15 protein-coding genes are annotated in these 17,358 nt (G+C 63.7%); 12 read left to right on the forward strand and 3 right to left on the reverse strand.

Annotated features, from left to right (window positions below; genetic code table 11):
* Positions 1-2: 2 nt before the first annotated feature.
* Positions 3-1,142, reverse strand: coding sequence for a patatin-like phospholipase family protein (locus FB548_RS10050; RefSeq protein ID WP_142124655.1), 1,140 nt, complete (start codon positions 1,140-1,142; stop codon positions 3-5).
* 444 nt (positions 1,143-1,586) lie between these two features.
* Between FB548_RS10050 and FB548_RS10055 the strand changes: the two genes are divergently transcribed.
* From FB548_RS10055 to FB548_RS10075, 5 genes are all read left to right on the forward strand, one after another.
* Positions 1,587-2,873: an OprD family outer membrane porin gene (locus FB548_RS10055; RefSeq protein ID WP_185742072.1), complete on the forward strand. Its 1,287-nt coding sequence runs from the start codon at positions 1,587-1,589 to the stop codon at positions 2,871-2,873.
* Positions 2,874-3,114: 241 nt separating this feature from the next.
* Positions 3,115-4,611: an efflux transporter outer membrane subunit gene (locus FB548_RS10060; protein ID WP_185742073.1), complete on the forward strand. Its 1,497-nt coding sequence runs from the start codon at positions 3,115-3,117 to the stop codon at positions 4,609-4,611.
* Positions 4,604-5,767 (forward strand): HlyD family secretion protein, encoded by a 1,164-nt coding sequence (locus FB548_RS10065; RefSeq protein WP_185742074.1) that lies wholly within the window; start codon positions 4,604-4,606, stop codon positions 5,765-5,767. The genes FB548_RS10060 and FB548_RS10065 overlap by 8 nt, the downstream gene beginning before the upstream one ends.
* Complete coding sequence (locus FB548_RS10070) at positions 5,764-6,798, forward strand: DUF2955 domain-containing protein (RefSeq protein ID WP_185742075.1); 1,035 nt, start codon at positions 5,764-5,766, stop codon at positions 6,796-6,798. Before FB548_RS10065 ends, FB548_RS10070 begins: the two co-directional genes overlap by 4 nt.
* A gap of 74 nt (positions 6,799-6,872) precedes the next feature.
* Positions 6,873-7,382, forward strand: a complete 510-nt coding sequence (locus tag FB548_RS10075) for a hypothetical protein (protein WP_142124660.1) — start codon at positions 6,873-6,875, stop codon at positions 7,380-7,382.
* A 60-nt stretch (positions 7,383-7,442) separates the two neighbouring features.
* On the opposite strand, the gene FB548_RS10080 is transcribed toward FB548_RS10075, so the two are convergent.
* Both FB548_RS10080 and FB548_RS10085 read right to left on the reverse strand, forming a co-directional pair.
* A complete protein-coding gene (locus FB548_RS10080) occupies positions 7,443-7,874 on the reverse strand; it encodes a response regulator (RefSeq protein WP_221625940.1) in 432 nt (143 codons plus the stop codon).
* 280 nt (positions 7,875-8,154) lie between these two features.
* Positions 8,155-8,667, reverse strand: coding sequence for a hypothetical protein (locus FB548_RS10085; RefSeq protein WP_142124662.1), 513 nt, complete (start codon positions 8,665-8,667; stop codon positions 8,155-8,157).
* Between the two features lie 305 nt (positions 8,668-8,972).
* Here FB548_RS10085 and FB548_RS10090 point away from each other — a divergent pair, with 305 nt between their 5' ends.
* From FB548_RS10090 to FB548_RS10120, 7 genes are all read left to right on the forward strand, one after another.
* Entirely contained in the window at positions 8,973-10,331 is a 1,359-nt protein-coding gene (locus FB548_RS10090; RefSeq protein WP_185742077.1) for a HAMP domain-containing sensor histidine kinase, read from the forward strand.
* A gap of 36 nt (positions 10,332-10,367) precedes the next feature.
* Positions 10,368-11,099 (forward strand): response regulator, encoded by a 732-nt coding sequence (locus FB548_RS10095; protein WP_221625941.1) that lies wholly within the window; start codon positions 10,368-10,370, stop codon positions 11,097-11,099.
* Positions 11,100-11,495: 396 nt separating this feature from the next.
* A complete protein-coding gene (locus FB548_RS10100) occupies positions 11,496-12,257 on the forward strand; it encodes a DUF2092 domain-containing protein (RefSeq protein WP_185742078.1) in 762 nt (253 codons plus the stop codon).
* A 275-nt stretch (positions 12,258-12,532) separates the two neighbouring features.
* Entirely contained in the window at positions 12,533-12,955 is a 423-nt protein-coding gene (locus FB548_RS10105) for a hypothetical protein (protein WP_221625942.1), read from the forward strand.
* Between the two features lie 168 nt (positions 12,956-13,123).
* Positions 13,124-15,406: a patatin-like phospholipase family protein gene (locus tag FB548_RS10110; RefSeq protein ID WP_142124666.1), complete on the forward strand. Its 2,283-nt coding sequence runs from the start codon at positions 13,124-13,126 to the stop codon at positions 15,404-15,406.
* A gap of 44 nt (positions 15,407-15,450) precedes the next feature.
* A complete protein-coding gene (locus FB548_RS10115) occupies positions 15,451-16,203 on the forward strand; it encodes a DUF2092 domain-containing protein (RefSeq protein WP_142124667.1) in 753 nt (250 codons plus the stop codon).
* 251 nt (positions 16,204-16,454) lie between these two features.
* Positions 16,455-17,282 (forward strand): hypothetical protein, encoded by an 828-nt coding sequence (locus FB548_RS10120; protein WP_142124668.1) that lies wholly within the window; start codon positions 16,455-16,457, stop codon positions 17,280-17,282.
* Positions 17,283-17,358: the final 76 nt, after the last annotated feature.

The raw sequence follows: 17,358 nt of genomic DNA on the forward strand, positions 1-17,358 counted from the left end.
CTTCACTCCCCCGACGCGGTCAGATCGAAGATGCGGATGCCCTTGGTCACTTCTTTTGCAACGTGTCCCGAGGCATCGGCTACGGCGCGACGCACGTCATCTTGGCCGCCTTGCCACAGATCGAGCATCGTCGCGCGGGAGAATTCGTAGTCCTTGAAATCCAGCGAACGGGTGTCGTGCTTGTTGACGAACTGGACAAGGGTGATCGCGCCGCGCGTGCTGATCGCGCTCAGCCGCTTGACGTCAGGATCGGACAGGGCGGATTTCGGAAGTTTCGCCAGCAGCCGGTGCAGGGAACCCCGCAGCTCCTCCATGTCCCGCAGATGGTCCATGTTGAAGCGCGCCTTGCTCGAATACTGGATGTCCTTCTGCCGTTCCTGCACCTGCGAAAGGTTCTGCGGCGCCGGCGAACTGGGGTTGAACAGGTCCACCTGGAAGATGAGGGCATCGATCCTCGGGTCTTCGTCGTGGATGTACCAAAGGGGTGTATTGGACACGATGCCACCATCCCAGTAGATCTCCCCGTCGATCTCCACGGGTGGGAATCCCGGAGGCAGTGCGCCGCTCGCCATCACGTGCTCGGCGCGGATCCGGTTCCGGGCATTGTCGAAGTAGATCGACTTGCCGGTACGCACGTTCACTGCGCCCAGCGACAGACGCACATTCTTGCGGTTGATCAGGTCGAAGTCGACCAGCTCTTCCAGCGTCGTCTTCAACGGCGCGGTGTCGTAGTAGCTCAGCGCACCCGGGGTGCCGTCCTGCACCATGGCCGGCGGTGGAAATCTGGGCCTGAAGAAGCCCGGTATGCCCAGCAACAGCGCCGACGTGGCGCTGGCCCGGTTGAACATGGGGCGCATGATGTCGAAGCTGGCCGGCAGGAGGGCGGGAGAGTTGGACGAAACCCGCTCCCAGAACGCGCGCAGCCGGGCCACGCGTCGTTCCGGTGGATTGCCCGCGATCAGCGCCGCGTTGATACCTCCGATCGACACCCCGGCGATCCAGTCCGGAGCTTCGCCGATCTCCGCCAGGCCGGCATAGACACCGGCTTGGTAGGCACCGAGTGCACCACCGCCCTGGAGCAGGAAGATCTTCTGCGAGTGCTGCCCCCACCGCGAACCTGATCTTTGCTTGCTTGCGGCCATGTGCTCTTCCCGTTGGGCAACGCGACGGATGACGAACCCGCCCCGGATGCGCAGTGCGCAGGTGTATCGCAGGCAGTGTGCTGAAACCGCCTGCACGGCCACAACGGTATTTGGGGAATCCGTACTGCCCTTACGGGCATCTGTCCCGCGTGCCCCCGGGACGTAGACTTGCCGGAAGCGCTGAGAACGGGGCGCACGCGGTGATGTCTGCGTGCGCCCGCTACGTGGTTGAACGCTGCAGATGCAGCGATCGAGCGAAGGTGGCAGGCGATGCGTTCATCCCCTCTGTATGGAGTGCGGATTCCGCAGACGGATCCAAACGGGCCAGGTGTCCTGCGAAGCGGCGCAACCTTGCTTGTGCTTTCTCTCGGTCTGCTGCTCTCGGGCCGTTGCATAGCCGGGCCTGTACCGGTGGCGGCCACGCGCCACGGCGGAGGACCCGGAATGCCGGGGGCTGTCGATGGCATTCCTGCAAAGGAGAGCGCCAGGAGCGAGCTGAGTTCCACCGAATCCGGGCAGACGCCACTCGACCAGAGCTTCGCCGATCAGTCCCATGCGGACTGGGTGCAGCAGACCCGGCGCCGCGCCTGGCAGGACACAAAGTTCACCGCACAGGCACGCAGCTACTTCCTGGGCCGCGAGCGATACGACCGCTCCGAAGCCGAGGCATGGACACTCGGCGGATCCGTTGGCTTGAAGACCGGCTATTTCCGTGAGTCGTTCGCCCTGGGCGCGACGGCCTACACCTCGCAGAAACTGTACGGCCCGGCCGACAGGGACGGCACCCAGTTGCTGAAGCCGGGACAGCGCAGCTATTCCGTGCTGGGTGAACTCTATGGCGAATTCCTGCTCGGTGAGCAGACGCGTTTCTCGATCGGCCGCTTGGCCCTGGACACGCCGTACCTCAATCGCAGCGATAGCCGGATGACGCCGCAGACGTACGAAGCCGTCACCCTCGTGGGTGTCTATGGCGGGGAGCAGGGCCTCCCTGAGTGGAAGCTGGGTGCCGGCTACTTCGGCCGCATGAAGCCGCGCAATGCCGACGATTTCGCATCCATGTCCAGCGTCGCGGGCGCCGCTGCGGGGGTGGATCGCGGTGTGTACGTGCTGGGTGGAAACTATCGCAACGGCGCATTCTCGCTCGGCGCGATCAATTACTTCAGCGACGACATCATCAACATCTTCTATACCGAAGCCAACATCGCCCGCCCGTTTCGAGAGAACACGATACTGCGTGCGGGGCTGCAGTTCTCCGATCAGCGCAGCGTAGGCGCCGAACAGCTGCAAGGGCGGCGGTTCTCCGCTCGTCAGGCAGGCGGAAAACTCGAACTCGCCCTGGGCCATGCCCTGCTGACGGCGGCGTACAGCAGCGCCTGGGGATCGGCCGACATGCAGAGTCCCTGGAATGGCTATCCGGGCTATGCGAGCGTCCAGGTGGAAGATTTCTTCCGTCGTGGAGAAAGTGCCGTGATGCTGCGTGCCGCCTACGAGTTTGTCTCGGTGGATGGACTGAGCGCCCATGCGCTTTGGGTGCATGGGTCCGAGCCGGACGATACATCCCAGCATGCCCGGGACGAGTACGACCTCAACCTGCAATGGAAGCCGCAGCAGGGCGCCTTTTCTGGTCTGAGCGTGCGCCTGCGGTATGCACGTGTGATCCAGCGGGACGCCACGCGTTCGACCCTGGAGGACCTGCGGCTGATGGCCTTCTACGAATTGCCCTTGCAGTAGCGCGTGGAGTTGCGGTGCGCGGCGGCGATCGCTTCTGCCAGGGAAGATGCCGCACGGAGAAGCTTCTACGTCTCGAGACCGCATCGCGGACCAGTACTCGCAGCATGCGCAAGCACTGCACGCACACGTGCGTACCCTTTCGTACGGCCCGCCGCTGCACCTAAGTGCAAGTGACTTGGGTATCCGCTGCGCGCAGCATCGCGTGGTCTCTCATGGTGCTGACGACAATCGGAGCCGACACGTGGGCGTTGCAGGCAGCCGCATTGCCACTCCATCGACAGTGGGCCTGGCGATAGGCGCTGTCTGCCTGGTGTCCGCCTGCGTCATGGGGCCGGACTACGTCAGGCCGCAGGTCGATGTACCGCAGGCGTATCGCTTCATGCACGACCACGACAGTTTGCAGGGCGAAGTCAAAGCGCCAGTAGCCGGATGGTGGCAGGCCTTCGGGGACTCCCGGCTGGATGCGCTGGTGGCCGAGGGACTGCGCGCCAACCACGATCTCCGCATCGCCGCGCTGCGTGTCGATGAATTCGCTGCGAGGGTGACGGGCGCGAGAGCGGCCGGACTCCCCCAGATCGGCTACGGAAGCAGCGCCAGCCGTCAGGCGCTGGGGGGAGGCAATCCGGATACACGCTATTCGGCGCTGCTGTCGGCAAGCTGGGAAATCGATCTTTGGGGTCGCATCCGGCGGGAAAGCGAAGCGGCGCGCGCCAGTCTTCTGGCGACGGACCAGGCGCGCATCGGCGTCGGATTGACGGTCGCATCCGCCATCGTATCGGGCTACGTCACGCTGCTGGACCTCGACCAACGCCTCCGTATCGCGCGATCGACGGTGGAGGGGCGTCGCGCCAACGTCGAACTCTTCCAGCTTCGCCTGGACGGGGGCGTGGTGTCGGACTTCGAGATGATGCAGGTCGAGGTTGAATACGAGGCCGCGCTCGCAGCGATACCCGATATCCAGCGTGCGATAGACCTGCAGGAGAATGCATTGTCGCTGCTGGTGGGTCGCAATCCGGGCCCGATCGAACGTGGGCCGGCGTTGGAGGCCCTCGTCACACCGCGTGTGCCTGGGGGCATTCCGTCCCAGTTGCTGGAGCGGCGCCCCGACATCATCCAAAGCGAGCAGCAACTGGTTGCGGCGAACGCTACGGTGGGCGCAGCGCGGGCCTTGTACTTTCCGAACCTGTCCCTCACTGGATCGGCGGGTGGCAGCAGCAACGAACTCGACGGACTGTTTTCAGGGCCGGGACGTTCATGGTCGTTCGTCGGAGAGCTGCTGGGGCCAATATTCAGTGGTGGAGCGATCGAGTCGGCCAATCAGCAAGCTGAAGCACGCAAGGCGCAAGCGGTCGAGTCCTATCGCAGAACGGTCCAGAACGCATTCCGGGATGTCGATGACGCATTGGTGTCGTTGAGTGCCAGCCGCGCGCTAGTCGCATCCTATGAGCGGCGCGTGCATTCGCTGGAACGGGCCGTCGAACTTTCGCGCGAACGCTACGACAACGGCTATGCCGACTATCTGGACGTTCTCGACAGCGAACGAGGGCTGTTCTCGGCCCGGCTGGCATTGACTGCGGTACGCGGGGATGCGCTGCGCAACGTGACCGATCTGTATCGCGCACTGGGCGGTGATTGGACCGTCACCGATGCGGCGGTGCCCAGCGTGGGTGTGGCCATCCGGCACGAAGGCAACGCTTTGGCTTCCCCTCCTGATGCGGCAACGACATCGCATGACTGAGCAGACCGACACTGCCGCGCAGGCACCGGGAGCGAAGCAAGCCCCGGGCGAGGCCGCCACCACGCCACCGTCGGCCGACGCGGCTGCCCGCAAGCTGCGCAAGCTGATCCGGATTGCGGTGGCGACGATGCTGGCGATGTTCCTGCTGCACCTGGTCGCCGATCGCATCACGCCTTACACGTCGCAGGCCGCCGTGGATACGCTGCTCGTGCAGATCACGCCCGAGGTGGGCGGACCTGTGACTGCGGTGGGCGTGCGCGATAACCACGAAGTCAAGCGTGGGCAGGTGCTGTTCCGGATAGATCCACTGCCGTTCGAGATCGCCGCGCGCGCGGCCGAGGCCAGCCTGGCCGCCGCGGTGCAGGGCAGGGACTCGTCGGAGGCGGATGTGCGTGTCGCGGACGCGCAGTTGCACAGGCAGCGCGTGGACCTGGCGACAACCCGCGAGCTGGGCAGGATCGTGATCGATCTCGCGGCCAAGCGCGCGTTGTCCGAAACCGCGGCGATCCGTGCGAACGCCGACATCGCCAAGACGAGCGCGGACATCATGCGGGCCGAAGCCGAAGCGGAACGCGCGAGGATACGCCTGGGTGAGGCGGGCGATGGCAACGTGCAGGTCCGCCAGGCGCTGGTTGCCTTGGAACAGGCGCGACTCGACCTCAGGCGTACAACGGTGGTCGCGCCGGCCGATGGCGTGGTAACCAATCTCCGACTGTCTGCAGGGCAGTACGCGAGCCGTGGCCAGCCCGTGCTGAGCTTCATCGAGAAGGGCCCGCGATGGGTGACGGCCGCCATGCGGGAGAACCAGCTGGGCAACATCGCGCCGGGCAATCGCGCATGGGTGGCCCTGGATGATCGGCCGGGTGAGGTGTTCGACGCGCGCGTCGATAGCATCGGGTGGGGCATCGCACAGGGAGGTGAGACGCCGAATGGCCAGCTCCCCACCGTGTCGGCACCCACCGGCTGGCTGCGCGAGCCACAACGTTTCCCGGTCCGGATCGTGCTTGATTCTTCCCCCGGGGAAGAGCAGGTCCTGGTGCCGGCGCGCAGTGGAGCCCAGGCAAGCGTCGTCATCCTGACGCGCGATCGGTCGCTGATGAATCCGCTCTCACGACTGTGGATCCGGATGATCTCGCTCCTGAGCTTCCTCAGGTGAGCGTCGCGACCATCGACGCCGGGCTCGGAGAACAAGGTCGCCTGGCGGCACTGCGGTTGGCGTTTGCCGGCACGTCGTGCCTGCTCGTATGCGAGGCCATGCAATGGACGCCCACGTTCCTGGCGCCGGTACTGGTGGTCGTGCTGCTCGGCAATCTTCCAGGCCGTCCTCCGGCGAAGGCAATCGTCGCCCTGACCATGGTGACGGCGGTGTCGGCCTTGGGTTCCTTCGTGCTGGCGTCGCTGCTGCGCTTCATTCCTGTCCTCCTCGTGGCCGCGATCGCGCTGTTGTCACTGCTGTGTTTTCATTCCATTGCGGCGGGAAAGCCCGTATTTCCTGCTTTGCTCGCCTTGATCTGCCTCGCGACGATTCCCGTCGCGGTGATGGTCGCGCCTGCACAGGCAGGGGCATTACCCCTCGCCTTGATCCGCGGCATCGCAATGGCGCTGGCGGGGGTATGGGTGGCGCACGCCCTATGGCCCGCCACGCGGGTTCGATCATCTCCACCTGTGTCGCAGCCCCGCCCCGATCCGGTCATCACGCCTTTGGCGCGGGCACTGGTTTCGGTCGCGGTGGTCATGCCGGTGATGCTGGTGTACCTGTTGTTTGGCCTTGCCGACGTGCTGCCTGTCCTCGTCGCTACGGTGATGCTGGTAGTGACGTTCGATGCGCGCCGCAGCCTTCTGCAGGCCGTGGCCATGGTCCTGGGAAATCTCGCCGGTGGATTCATTGGCCTATTGCTATACGCCGTGCTGCTCATCACGCCCAATCTGGCGCTGCTTGCGCTGCTTGTATTCACGGCACTGCTCTTCTACGGCGGCGGCATCGCCAGGGGCGGGCCCATGGCGCCCGTCATGCTTATCGCATGCAATGCCACGTTGATCATCTTCAGTTCCGCCATCGCTACCGGTCCCGCACCGCTCTCGATCTGGTGGGGGCGACTGTTCCAGTTTGCCGTTGCGGGCGCGTTTTCGGTGGCGGCAATGAGCTTCTTCTGGCGCTATCACGGAGCAGTACACGGTCCACGCTAACCGACGCCCAATCACGACCGACTTCGACCTGACAGGAGCACACCATGAGCACCGCTTCGAAACAGCCTGCCGAAATGCTGGATGCGCCCGATCCCGCACAAAAAAAACGGCTGATCATCGGCGTATTAGTCTGGGCCGCTGGATGGGCGCTTGGACTTGGTCTTGTTCCGTTGGTCAATGGCTCGGACCTGGCGGACGGACTGAAGGCAACAATCAACGGCATCCTGCTGCTCGGTTTTCCGAAGCTCTTCCTGGTCTTTGCGGTAGCGATCATGGGAAAGCCCGGCTTTGCCTACCTCAAGCGGCTGATTGCGTCGCACTTCAAGCGTTTCGCGCCTCCCGCGACGGTGAGTCCACTGCGCTACCGCATCGGACTGATCATGTTCGTATCCCTGATCGTGCTGGGCTCCATCGGTCCCTATATCGCGCCCGACGCGTTGCCCACCTTGCAGGAGAACCGCCGTGCATTCGCGATGGCAGGCGATGCCCTGTTGGTCGTCAGCCTGTTCGTGCTGGGCGGCGACTTCTGGGACAAGCTGCGTGCCTTGTTCATCCGGGAAGCCAGGGTCGTGTTCGACAAGTGAGCTGCGCATGGCCAGTACCCACGGGTACCGGCCCCGGCGTTGCGGGATGAAAGCAGGAAGCTAAGTGCGCCCCGGGGGCGAGTGGGAGGCGACCAGCGCCAACAGCGTCTTGCCCGGGAAGGGCTTCTGGAGGAAATCCGCACCTTCCCGCTCGACCTGCCGGCGCGTAGTGACATCGTCGAAGGCGGAGATGTAGATCCAGGGGGGCAGCGGTGCAAGCTCTGCAGCCCGGCGGCGCAACTCGAAGCCTCCGATGCCCGGCAGCCGCACGTCGCATATCACGCAGCGGCAGCTGGAGGGGAATCCGGTGTTTCCCAGCAGTAACTGCAGTTCTTCGCCTGATCCCAGTGCAACCACATCGTATCCCGAGCTGCGCAGCACGCGCTCGAGCGCCTCGCGCAGGCCCTGATCATCCTCGATCAGCACGATCCCGTAGTCAGCACGCAACATGGGGTCCTCCAACACCGCGCCATCGAAAGTCTTCGCGGCCATCATCGTTCGTCCGCACTGAACGCAGTATTGGCAGTTCGGGTGCATCGCATTGTCCCCGGGGGCAATGGACCGATGCCGGTGAATGAAGATAGTCCATCTGGCTTCCAGCCCGGGCACGCTTCTCACGAACCTACCGGTGACTGTACGCCATCACATCGGGCTCCAGCGCGAAGGCTGCCGCGTCGAATAGGGTGACGCGCAGATTTTTTTCGCAGCGAGAACGGTCGTCATGTCCAGGAAACGATCATCCTGCGGCGTACTTGCCGGTTGCGCGCATTCTCTACCGCGCGTACGGAATCTGCGCTGCGTGCTCGTAACGGACGAGGGAGCGGATCTTGGCCTCAACCTGCAGGTAGCGTGCCGCTTTGACGCCGGGGAGAACGCGGCTGATCTTCTGAAAGGCACGCTCCATGTGCAGCGCTTCGTCCTTCTCCAGGCGCAAGGCCTGCTGGGCAAGCTTGGTCGCTGATGCGTCCTGCATGTCGCCCGCGTTGAACTGCTCGGCATAGCTCACGATGATCTGCAGGCGGCGCTGATTGAAGGTGGAAAGGTTGGATTGGTACTCCTCGTACAGTGGCCAGAAACCGGAGGCTTCCCGAGGCGTCAGCTGCAACTGTGCGTCGACAAATGCGCGCTTGCCCGTCCGGACCCGCGCCTCAAGTTCGCGCATCTCGGCTGAAGCCATCGCTGCCGCATCGATGGAGGCGGCGGCACCGTCCTGTCCAGTTGCAATGCAGAGTGTGGGTGCGATCGAGAGCGCGATGGCGAACAAGGTGCGCGGGATGAAGGACATGAAGAATTCCTCGAATGGAGACCTGGGCTGGGGCGTGCATGACGCACGCCCGGGTTGCCGGATTCTGGTGCGGCGTGGTGTGCGCAGGAATTGGCTTCGAGGGAAGCGTACCTGCCCCTTGGGGCACGCCACGCCATCCCGGCGAGCGCGCGGCATCCATTCAACGGGCAAGGTCGCCCATGTCCGCGTTGCGTGATGATGCTCGCACCCCGGGATATCAAGGTGCGGGCGGCCAGGCATGCACGGCTGGCTGCTGGCCATGGGCGCGTGTATTGTGCGCCAACCTCTACGGACGGGAGACGGCAGTGAATCTCCACCATGTTCTGGAATGGGCACTGGCGGGAGCATTCCTTGTGTGCGGCGTCCGGCAGTTCGCGACGTCTTCCGTCGAAACGCGCCCGAAGGGCGACCCGCTACTGGGCGTGCTGTGCGGCATCGCTTCCGTCGGCGTCGCGAGTGCGCATGTCTTGCCTGTCCCCTTCGTGACGTGGCTGCTAATAATGCTGGGCATTCTTGCCACATGGCGGCTTCGAAGTGGGGCAGGCAATCCCGGGGGAATGGTCTGGTTATTCATCGCCACACTATGTGCCGCGCTGTTCGCCTCGGGAGGTCTTCTCCTTCAGGGCCCGCGCCCCGACCCAGTATCCGCAGGCCTGGTATGGAGTGCGGTCGCTGTACCTGCGGTCGTGTTTGCCGCCTATTCGATGGGGCTTGCCAGGAAGGCGTCGACGCGCCCTGGCCGGACCGGCTCGCGGTACCGGCTACCGTTGTTGGCGCTGGCCGTAGCGCTGGCTACGTTGGCGAGCATGCAGCACCTGTGGACCACGCACTGCTTCTATGCTGCGGGCTTCGTTGCGTTGCTGGGTGCCATGCTGTTCGCCGAAGGTGGCGCCGAGGACGACACGGTTTCGATGGAGAATCCACCGGCGTCCGACAACGAGCTTTCTCACACCTCGCGGCTGGCGGTGGTCGGCGAGCTGACCGCCTCGATTGCCCATGAGATCAACCAGCCACTGAGCGCCATCCTGAGTAATGTCGATACGGCGGATATCCTGCTGGAGGATTCCGAACCGGCGCCGGACGAACTGCGCAAGATCATCCGCGATATACGCCGCGACGGTTTGCGTGCCAGCGACGTGATCAGGAATGTCCGCACGATGGCGCAGAAGCGCGACCCGGATCTGGTCAAGCTGGACCTCAATGACGTGGTTGAAAGCGTGGTGGAACTCCTGGGCCACGAGATGCGCCGCCGCGGAATCGGGATCGTCGTCATCCCGTACTGGAAGTCCGCTTACGTCAGGGGTGACCAGTCGTTGCTGGTGCAAGTGCTGATCAACCTGGTCGTTAATGCAATGGATGCATTGGAGGCGGGCCGCATCCGGCACAACGCCCCGGCGCAGTTGCCACCCGTGGAACTCAAGATTGGCATTTCTCAGTACGACGAAATCCACCTGAGCGTGGTGGACGAGGGGCCCGGTATCCCCGACGAGCACCTGGACCAGTTGTTCAGTTCCTTCTATACCTCCAAGTCGCATGGCATGGGACTCGGGCTCTCGATCTCCAGGTCTATTCTGTCCGCACATGGGGGGCGCATCCAGGCCACCAACAATCCCGGACAAGGCGCGACTTTCCATATCTTCCTGCCTCCTTACTCGGACGAATAGGCGCCGTTTATCGGAAAGGCGGGCATTTGCACTTTGGTGGCGATTCCCTCGATCTGGCGTTCCTGTAAAACCTCTCACAAAGCCAACCGGCTTGCGGGAGGCGGTATGGAGAGCTGCAAAGCCGTCATCCACGTGGTGGATGACGATGATTCCTTGCGGGAGGCGGTTTCCCGGCTCTTGTCGATGATGGGGTTCGAGGTTCGCCAATATCCCTCCGCGGGGGACTTCCTGCTCGCGTGGCCCACCGGGGAACCAGGGTGCGTACTGCTCGATGTATGCATGCCGGGGCCGAGCGGCCTTGAACTGCAGTTGGCGCTGTCGAAGCACCCTGATTCGCTGCCGGTGGTTTTCCTGACCGGCAATGGCGACATCCCGATGAGCGTACTCGCGATCCGGCGTGGCGCGGTTGATTTTCTCACCAAGCCCTTCGATCGCGAGCAGTTGCTGGCCGCCATCATCGCCGCGTTGCAGCAGGATTCGGAAAGCAGCGAGAAGAAGCAGCGGCGGCAGGAAGTGAGGCGACGCTTCGACACGCTGACGCCACGCGAGAGAGTCGTGTTCTCCCAGGTCATCTCGGGAAGGTTGAACAAACAGATCGCCGACACCCTGGGTACCTGCGAGCGAACGGTCAAGGCGCATCGTGCCCATGTCATGGAGAAGATGCAGGTGCACTCGGTCGCGGGGTTGGTGCACCTTTCGCTCGATCTGCCTGAAACGATGGCGGGTGGGTCGTCGCCGATGCCGCAGGTTGCAGAAGCGGCGGCGTGACTTCCATGGATGCGTCCACTACTGGCGTGCGCGCGTCAAGCGCGTAGATAACTGCCTTCGCGGGCCAGCTTCAAAACTTCTTTGCTGTCTGGATGCAGGCGTTGGCGAGCCGGCGAGCCAGGCAACCGCATGGACTCCCTCAGGATAGTGACGCAGCTTGTTTCAGCGCATCCGTCATGACCATGCCCGTCATCCTGGATTGAACGACGCATGCGGTGAAGTCCTGTGCATATCGCGGAAAATCCCTTGCCCCCAGGGACAATTCAACTTGCGCCGGCAAGGTGCTGGAATCCGTGCCGCGTTGTTGATTCTCCGTTCCGCGAAGGGAGGCATACCATGGCTCGTTGCAATGAGTCGCCATCAAGCATGAAGTTGTTCGCTCCGGTCTTCTTGTCCATGGCGCTTGCCGCGCCGCAGGCGAAAGCGCAGGCAGAGCCGCAGCAAGAGACCCCTGCGGTGGAGATCGGCGACGTGGGTGGCGTGGTGACTGCCGACGCACAGGCGGTGCTCGACCGCATGACGGCTACGCTCAGGCGCATGGGACGGTACTCGGTGACGGCGGCGATCAGTCGTGACGAAGTGCTGCCCTATGGATACAAACTGCAGAACAACGAAACTGCGCGGATGTGGGTCGATGCCCCGCAGCGCCTGCGCCTGGAAGTCCAGGGGGACATCAAGAACCGTGCCTATATCTACGATGGCAGCACGCTTACCACGTACGTGCCGGACCTGAACGTCTACGCCATTTCTCCCGCCCCCGGGAAGATAGGTGATCTCGTTTCAGCGCTCCTCGATGCGGGCGTGGAGATGCCGTTGATCGATCTTCTCTACCAGGGAGTCGTGGGCGATCTGACCCAATCCGTGAAGGTGGGACTCATCGTCGGCGACAGCGAGGTTGACGGCACGCCGACCGATCACCTCGCGTTCCGGCAGGCGGATGTCGACTGGCAGTTGTGGGTGGAGAAGGGCGCCAACGCGTTGCCGCGGAAACTGCTGATCACGACCCGTTATGAAGTCGGCGATCCGCAGTACGTGGCCGTTCTGCATTGGGACCTGAAGCCGAAGATCGCAGCCGGAACATTCGCGTTCCGCATTCCGGAGGGCGCGGTCGAGATACCCATGCAGACAACGCTGGCAATGAAGGAGGGCGCAAGATGATCAGGTTCCTGTGCGGATCCACCAGAACGAAGGGTTTGCTGCTGGTGATGGCGGGCACCATCGGCGCCGGTACGATGCTGGTTCCCGAGGAGGCTAGCTCCCGGGGTGGCCGCGGGGGCGGCGGCGCGATGGCACGCTCATCCATCAGTGGCGCATCGATGGGTGCACGCGCCGGGGCAGGACGTGTCAATGCCGGGGGCAGGATGAGTTCGGGTGGTCGCTCGAGTGCCGGCCCCCGACCGAGTCAAGGACAGAGCATGGGGGCGGGCAACCGCATGTCCCCCGCGCGTGGAGACGGTGCGGTGGGAGCCGATCGACCGGGTGGCGGGAACCGGGTCAGTACCGGCGACCGAGTGACCGGCGGCGGACGCGAGAACTTCGGCAATGCCGTCAATTCCGGCAACCGGGAGAACACCGGCAACAGGATCAACACCGGCGACATCAACATCGATCGCGGTGACTGGAACATCGACGTCGATCCGGACTATGGCGTGCGTCCCGGATACGGCGTCGGCGCGGGATTGGTGTGGGGCGCTGCCGTGGGATCGGCCATCACCCTCGGTGCGATGTATGCATCGGTTCCACCCGGTTGTCCGCTGGTGCACACCTATGCGACCCCCTACTACTACTGCGGCGGGCACTACTACCAGCAGCAGATGCATGGCGACGACGTCGTTTACATCGTCGTGATGCCGTGAGGACGGGCGATCCTTCGTCCCGTGGCAGGGATTCGGTGAGATGCCCCAGGCCCGCTCCCTGAGCGTGGGCATGCCGGCTGTTGCCTGGCGCATGCGCATTCCCTTTCCGGATGACGGGCCTCCAGGTCGGCGCGAACCGGGCTTCCTGCGAGGATGCCCGGAGTTGCAATGACGATTCCCGACGCCACTACCCTCAGCGACAGCTTCGGGCGATGCGCCCTTGCATGGATGCTTGCCGTCTGCGTCGGCATTGGGCTGGCACCCAATGCGGACGCACAGACCCGAGGGGAGGGCATGGCGCACACGGGTTGCGGCGCTCCTTCCTCGCCTTCGCGTCCACGCATCGGACTGGCCCTCGGCGGGGGAGGCGCACGCGGCATCGCGCACCTCAGCGTACTGCGGATGCTCGAGCAGCAGCGCGTTCCGATCGACTGCATCGCGGGTACCAGCATGGGCGCCCTGGTGGGCGGGCTATACGCATCCGGCATGTCGGTTGACGACATGGAACAGCTGTTGGCATCTTCAGACTGGAAGCAGCTGTTCGACGACTCCCTCAGTCGTCCTGAGCGCTCCTTCCGGCGCAAGCAGGACGATCGCGATGGACTGGCAACGGTGGGCGTGGGAATCAGCCGGACGTCGCTCAAGCTTTCGCCAGGCATGTTGCAGGGGCAACGTATCCTGGCGATGTTCGAGAACTCGACCCTCCGTGCCAGCGCGGTCACTGATTTCGACCGGTTGCACATCCCTTTTCGTGCAGTCGCAACGGATCTGAACTCGGGTCACGCCGTGGTGCTGGACCACGGCAGCCTGGCGCTGGCGATGCGCGCGAGCATGTCGTTGCCTGGCATCTTCCAGCCGGTCGAGATAGAGGGCAGGGTGCTGCTCGACGGAGGGCTAGTGAATCAGGTGCCCATCGATGTCGTGAGGGCCATGGGCGCCGATGTCGTCATCGCCGTGGATGTCGGGACCCCCATGGCGAACCTTCAGGGCGACGCCAGCCTGCTGGACGTGGTTTCGCAGATCAGCGGCATGATGACGACGGGCAATACCCGCAGGCAGCTCGATACGCTGGGTAGCGCCGATATCCTCATCACCCCCGACCTGGGAACCGACGTCAAGACCGGTGACTTCACCAAGGTCGCCATCGCCCTGGAGATAGGCGAGCGCGCAGCGGAAGGTGCGCGGGCTCGCATTGCCGAGCTCGCCGTACCGGACCGCGACTACGAAAAGCATCTCGAGGCGCGGCCCTCGTTGCCCGGTTCAGCGCCCGTGGTCGAATTCGTCCGGGTGGAGAACCACACTCGCTATGCCGACGAGGTGCTGCTTGCGGGATTGAAGATCCTGGTCGGTGAGCCTTTGGATACGGCGCGCATCGAACGGGAGCTTCTGCGCGCTTACAGCATGGGGACGCTCTCGAGCGTTACCTATGAAGTGACCACCGAGGATGGCCGCACCGGCGTACTCATCCAGGCGCGGCCCAAACCGCAAGGCCCCAACTACCTGCAACTTGGCTTGACGCTGAACACCGATTTCGAAGGATCGTTCGAGAGTAACCTGCGTGCGGCCGTGCTTTTTGCGCCGCTGACGCCGTATGGTGCGGAAGCGAGGGTCACCGTTGCCGTCGGCAGTGAGCCAGGACTGAAGGGCGAGTTGTACTTTCCGCTGGATGCAGGCAACCGAAACCTGCTCTACGGCAGGATCGAGTACGAAAATCCCAACATCCATGTGTTTGACCGGCAGGGGAGGAATACCTCCACTTACGATGTCAGAGCCGGCGGACTGACCATGAAGGCGGCGCGCGAGTTCGGCAACCACGGCGCGCTCAGCATCGGCGTGCAACGCATGCGTGGCAAGGCACGCGTCGAGGTCGGCGACCCCGCCAACCAGGGGTTTGATTTCGACCAGGGCGAGGCATTCGTCTCGCTGGCGATCGATCGGCTGGACAGCCTGTACTTTCCCCGCGATGGCTACTACGGCCAGTTGGGCTACACCGCATCACGGGAAGCGCTGGGCAGTGATTCCCAGTTCAACCAGATGGACGTGGATGCACTGTTCGCCGCGAGTTTCGGGAACCACGCGCTGCAGCTCGGCGCCTCTTATCACACGACACTGTCCGGTGAACTCCCGATCCAGAGCAGGTACCGGTTGGGCGGTCGTGCGCGTCTGTCCGGGTACCGCCTCAATGAACTGACGGGTCAGCACTACGCACTGGTGCTGGCTGGATACAGCTACCAGTTGGCCAGCTTCATGGGGCGGTCCGCCCTGCTCGGCGGGACGCTGGAGTATGGCAACGCCTGGGAACGTCGCCAGGACATGGCGCTGGACGACGGTGTGTTCAACGCGAGCGTCTACGCCGGCTTCGATTCCTGGCTGGGCCCGATGTTGCTGGGCATCGGGTGGCGGGAGCGCGGCAGCGGCATTCTCTTCCTGGAAGTCGGCCGGCCCTTCTAGTCCGGCACACCACATCTGCACACAACACCCATCGAGGCTACGACATGAAAACGTTGAAGATCCTGGCGGCCACCGCACTGCTGGTCACGTGCATCTCGAGCAGCGAGCCGGCCGCGAGCCAGAGTGGGCCCATAACACCGGAAGCCGAGAAAGCCATGCGTCAGATCGGGGCGGCACTGAGGAAGCTGAAGGGCTACCACATGGAAACCAGCGTTACCACGCGCGCCGCCATTGGGGACGGCAAGTACCGGGAGTTCAAAGGGGCGGTAGGCTATACCGTGGCCTCGCCAAACCAGCTGTTCGCTGAGGTGAGAGGGGAGGGCCTGAATCGCCAGGTCTATTACGATGGCAACGTGATCACCGTTGTTGCGCCCACGCAGCAGAAGTACGCACAGGTGGATGCACCCGGCCCCTCCTTCGCCGTCTTCCGGAAAGAACTGACGCAAAGGCGTGGACTTGAGCTTCCCATTGCCGATCTATTTTCATGGGGAGAGAAGGATGGTCCGGTCTCCGCAATCACGGAGGGGCGTTACGCGGGGAAGGGTACCGTGGCGGGGCGTAGCTGCGAGCACCACACGTTCTCCGGTGCCGGGATCATCTGGGAGGTCTGGGCTGACGAGCGGAACCTGCCGTGCAAGGTGGTGATGGTAGATACCCGCGACTCCGGACTGCCCGGCTACAGCGCCGAGATCGACTGGAAGAGCATCGACGCCCAGGTGCAGGTGCCCCGCTTCACGCGCGCAAACGATATGCAGCAGGTTGAACTCGCGGAACTGCCGGACAGCGACGCGCCGTGATGGCGGCGCCCCAAGCCGATCGCTGCTTGAGGACCGGCTGGCATGCGCGCGCATGGACACAAAGGGCAATGGCCCGCGCCCCCAATGCCAATTACCTGCAGCAGCGGTCTTGACCACACTTCCGCACGGCGCTCCCCTTCGGCTTGATCGACGGCGTCCCCCTCCCACCTGTTGACGCCCGTTGGCACGCCGCGTCCCAATCGATACCGGGACAGTACCGATATCCACCCACCGCAGCACCGGGAGGTTTCATGCTTGCTCAAGCGCGCCGGATCAATCGCCTGTCGATCATGGCACTCCTGTCCTGCCTCGCCTGCACCGTACGTGCAGCCGAACCTCTGGATACGTTCAGTGCCCGCATCGGTGGATATGTCACTACCTTCGACACCGAGGTGAGGGCGGACGGGGAAACGCAATCCGGTACCGATATCGACCTGGATCGTGACCTCGGCCTGGATGACGATGCTGTCATCGCGTATGTCGGCCTCACCTGGCGCCCGTGGGACCGTCATGAATTCGGGCTCTCCTACCATGGCAATGGTACGGACGAGACACGGGTACTGAGCCGCGACATCGAGTTCGATGGCAACGTGTACGAGGCATCCGCCACGGTGCGTGCCGAGTTCGACGTTAAGGCATATGAGGCCTACTACGTCTGGTGGGCAGCGTCGGATGAAACCTGGGCGCTGGGGCCACGTGCAGGCCTGGTCTGGTATAGCGTCGACATGAAGATAGACCTGGAGCTCGACGCCCAGGGAGAGCAGGCAGGGGGAACGGTCAGTGGACGCGTATCGGCCGACTTGCCAGCGCCGACCATCGGTGCCGCGTGGCGCTGGTCGCCCGCAGAAGACTGGCGTATCTCCGCCGACGCCGGTTATTTCTCTGCCGAGATCAATGACATGGACGCCGACGTCATTTTTGGCCGCGCCGGCGTTGAATGGTTCCCTTGGGACCGGGTCGGATTCTCCGTGGACTACGTGATCAGCAGTATCAAGGTCGATGCAATGAAGACCAGCTTTGACGGCCATCTTGATTTCGTGGACAGCGGCATACGACTGGGAGCGGTCTACCGCTTCTAGGCGGGTGAGCCGTCCTGTCTTCGCGCCGATGCCACGCTCTTTGATCCGGATGCAGGTAATCGACAGGGACCCTCGA

The organism is Pseudoxanthomonas sp. 3HH-4, from assembly GCF_006716465.1.
Taxonomy (GTDB): Bacteria; Pseudomonadota; Gammaproteobacteria; order Xanthomonadales; family Xanthomonadaceae; genus Pseudoxanthomonas_A.